This window comes from Acidovorax sp. HMWF029, from assembly GCF_003060895.1.
Lineage (GTDB): Bacteria > Pseudomonadota > Gammaproteobacteria > Burkholderiales > Burkholderiaceae_C > Acidovorax.
The window spans coordinates 1-3,542 of sequence record NZ_QAIH01000164.1 but is presented as its reverse complement, the minus strand read 5'-3'; the positions used below and the strand labels follow the sequence as shown (position 1 = coordinate 3,542).

The window sequence follows — 3,542 nt, the reverse complement described above, 5'->3', positions numbered from 1 at the left end:
CCACCACCTCGCCCCATTCCACATCCCGCTGCCCCACCACGGCCACCTCGCGCACCTGGGGATGGAGCAGCAGCACCTCTTCCACCTCGCGCGGGTAGATGTTGCTGCCACCGGAGATGATCACGTCCTTGGACCGGTCCTTGAGTGTGAGAAAACCATCGGCATCGAGCGCGCCCATATCGCCGGTGTAGAGCCAGCCGCCCTGCAGGGTCTGCTCCGTGGCGGTGGGGTTGTTCCAGTAACCGGGCATCACGGTGTCGCCGCGCACCACCACCTCGCCGGTTTCGCCGGTGGGCACTGGCTGGCCTGTGGCATCGACCACGCGCACTTCCACCAGCGACTGCGCCACGCCGACGGACACCATGCGCTCGGCCCAGCGCGGGTGGTCGCGGTCGGCCAGCTGGGCGCGCTGCAGGGCGGTGATGGTCATGGGGCTTTCGCCCTGGCCGTAGATCTGAACAAAGCGGTTGCCCATCACGGCCAGGGCGTTGCGCAGGTCGTCGGCGTACATGGGGCCGCCCCCGTAGACGATGGTCTTGAAACCCGACACGTCGGCGCCCGTGGCGCGCACATGGTCCACAAGGCGGTGGACCATGGTGGGCGCGGCAAACAGCGTGAGCTGGCCCACCGATGCTGCCAGCTGCACCAGCTCGGCAGGCTCGAAGCCGCCCGACAGGGGCACCACATGCCGGCCGCCGCGCAGCACCTGGGCGTAGTTGTACAGGCCCGCGCCGTGCGACATGGGCGCGGCGTAGACCATGGCGTCGCTAGGCAGCACGTCGTCCACATCGGTGAAGTAGCAGGCCGTCATGGCCAGCAGGTTGCGGTGGGTCTGCATCACGCCCTTGGGGCGGCCGGTGGTGCCCGAGGTGTAGAACAGCGAGGCTAGGTCGTCCGGCGCGCGGTCGCACACGGGCATGGGGGCGTGCGACACGGCGGCCTGGTAGGCCTCGGAGCCCAGCACCAGCGTGTGGGCGGGGTCGGCACCGGCCTCTTGCGCAGCAGCAAACAAGGCCTCTGACACCAGCACCACACGCGCGCCCGAGTCGGCCAGCACATAGGCCAGCTCTTTGGCGTGCAGCTTGTAGTTGACGGGCACGGAGACGGCGCCCGCCCACAGAACAGCGTGCAGCGCCTCCAGGTATTCCGGTGCATTGGCGGCGTAGATGGCCACGCGGTCGCCGGGCAACACGCCATGGCGCTCGTGCAGGCAGGCGGCCAGCGCGGCGGTGCGGGCGCCCAGCGCCTGGTAGGTAAACAGCAGCTGGTCGCCCTGCAGCACGGCGGGCTGGTCGGGATAGAGCTGCACACTGCGGCGCAGCAGGTGGGCGATGTTCATGGTGTGCCCCTCGCCGGAGCGCGGTGGTCCGCCCCCATCCCTGTCGCTGCCTGCCGCATCCCGTGTCTCCTTCTTGGAACAAGGCAACCACTGTATGCAAACCCGGCAACGCCGCACAGTCGATCAACTACGCAAGGAGAAACCCGCATCGGCCCGAACGGCAGACGGAGCGCGATACAGAGGGTTACCAGATTCCGGCAATTCCCCACACGCCGTGGCGTTGAAAGCTTGCGGCCTAGACTGCATCTGAAACCCAGCCCCGCAGCCCTGTGCCGCCGTTGCGCACTCTGTGGAATCGCTCCTTCCATTTGGCCCCTGGCCCACACCGCATGAACTCCGAACAGCAAAAATCCATCCTCACCATTGCCTTGCTGGCCGCCTTTGCGGACGGCACCAAGGACGATGCCGAGCGCGAGGAAATCCGCCGCATCGCCCAGTCGCTGGCGGGCGACAGCGGCATGGCCGACCTGCCGCGCATCTACCAGGATGTGCTGCTCAAGCGTACCAGCGTGCAGGCCGCCACCACTGCGCTGGACGACCCGGCCCACCGCCAACTGGCATACGAAATGGCCGTGTGCGTGTGTGATGTGGATGGGCGGCAGACGGCGGCGGAAGCGCAGTTTCTGGCCACGCTCAAGGCCGCACTGCAGCTGGGTGCGCAACAGACAGCGGCGTTTGAGCACGATGCCGATGCGCTGGTGGATGTGGTGGAAAAATCCGCCCCCTCGGCCACGCCCTGGGGGGCTGCGGGCGCTGCAGCCTATGCCGCCACTGCACCAGCCCCTGTAGACACCCCGCGCGCTCCCTCAGCCACCACCGGAGCCAGCCCAGCCGATGCCGAGCTGGACAAGTCCATCCTCAACTACGCGCTGCTCAACGGCGCGCTGGAGCTGCTGCCCCAGTCCTGGGCGTCCATGGCCATCATCCCGCTGCAAGTGAAGATGGTGTACGGCATTGGCAAGGCGCACGGGGTGGAGCTGGACCAGGGCCACATCAAGGAGTTCATTGCCGCGGCCGGGGTGGGCATGACATCGCAGTACCTGGAACAGTTTGGCCGCAAGCTGCTGGGCGGCCTGCTGGGCAAGGCGGCGGGACGCACGATTGGCGGGTTGGGCAGTGCGGCCACGGGCATGGCGTTTTCGTTTGCCACCACCTATGCACTGGGCCAGGTGGCCAAGCGCTACTACGCCGGGGGCCGCGTGATGAGCACGGCCATGCTGCGCGACACCTTCCAGAACCTGCTGGGGCCCGCCAAGCAGATGCAGTCGCAGTACCTGCCGCAGATCCAGCAGAAGGCCGCCACGCTGGACGCAGCCAAGGTCATGGCCATGGTGCGGGGCGGCTGAGCAGGGCAGTGCGCGCAGCCTCTATACTATATTTTTAATAGCAAACAACCTTTACCAGATGCGCGGAGACGGCCTGTTTTTTCAATAGTTTCCCGCTAAATCGGGCGACATACTCCAGGGCCAGGTCCCCACCGCCCTGCGCCGGGCAGCCCCTGGAACCGGGGCCCTGTGCGGCGGCGCTACAACAGCGCGGTTCGTTGTAGCAAACCGGGTGGCGCGCGCGGCGCCACATGACAGAATCGGCCCATGCTCGACCACACGGACCCTGTCGCCTCCATCATCCCGGCCATGTCGCTCGACTCCCCGTCCGACAACGCCATGACCGCGCTGTCCCGCCTGGCGCTGGGGCCCGTCAACACCGACTATTACCTGGCCGTCTTCGAGCGTTTTGACAGCACCGGCCGCACAACCACCACCTGGAACTGGGCCGCCTGCCTGGCCACGCTGAACTGGATGGTGTTCCGCCAACTTTGGGGCGCAGCCCTGGTGTATGTGGCGGCAGCCGAAGGGCTGGCCCTGATCGTGTTTGGCATTGGCCGGTCTTTTCTGAACTGGCCACCGGGTGTGGAGCTGGGCGTGCTGGGCGCGTTTGCGGTGCTGGCCTTTGCGGTGCCGGGGCTGTATGGCAACGCCATTTTGTACGCCGACATCCGCAAGCGCATCGCCCGCGCGCTGGCCGCCTCGCGCACCGTGCCCGAGGCCTGTGCGCTGCTGGAGAAGCAGGCCAGCTCCCGCAAACGCCTGCAGATGGTGGTGCTGGCCAACGTCGTGCTGGGCGTGGCCGCTCTGATCGCCTACCTGGCCTGGTCCCCCTCAGACACCAAGCCCCTGGCGCTGGAGCCCGCCGTGACCGTGGC

Annotated in this window: 2 protein-coding genes and 1 pseudogene; 2 read left to right on the top strand and 1 reads right to left on the bottom strand. The window is 67.3% G+C overall.

What is annotated here, in order from left to right:
* A partial coding sequence (locus DBR12_RS11490) for an AMP-binding protein (protein WP_108617368.1) occupies positions 1-1,339 on the bottom strand: 1,339 nt, incomplete at its 3' end.
* A gap of 329 nt (positions 1,340-1,668) precedes the next feature.
* Here DBR12_RS11490 and DBR12_RS11485 point away from each other — a divergent pair.
* Both DBR12_RS11485 and DBR12_RS11480 read left to right on the top strand, forming a co-directional pair.
* The gene (locus tag DBR12_RS11485; RefSeq protein WP_108617367.1) at positions 1,669-2,685 is read left to right on the top strand and encodes a YcjF family protein; all 1,017 of its coding nucleotides are present in this window, start codon (positions 1,669-1,671) and stop codon (positions 2,683-2,685) included.
* A 246-nt stretch (positions 2,686-2,931) separates the two neighbouring features.
* Positions 2,932-3,542: pseudogene (locus tag DBR12_RS11480) on the top strand (DUF2628 domain-containing protein); the annotation flags it as partial.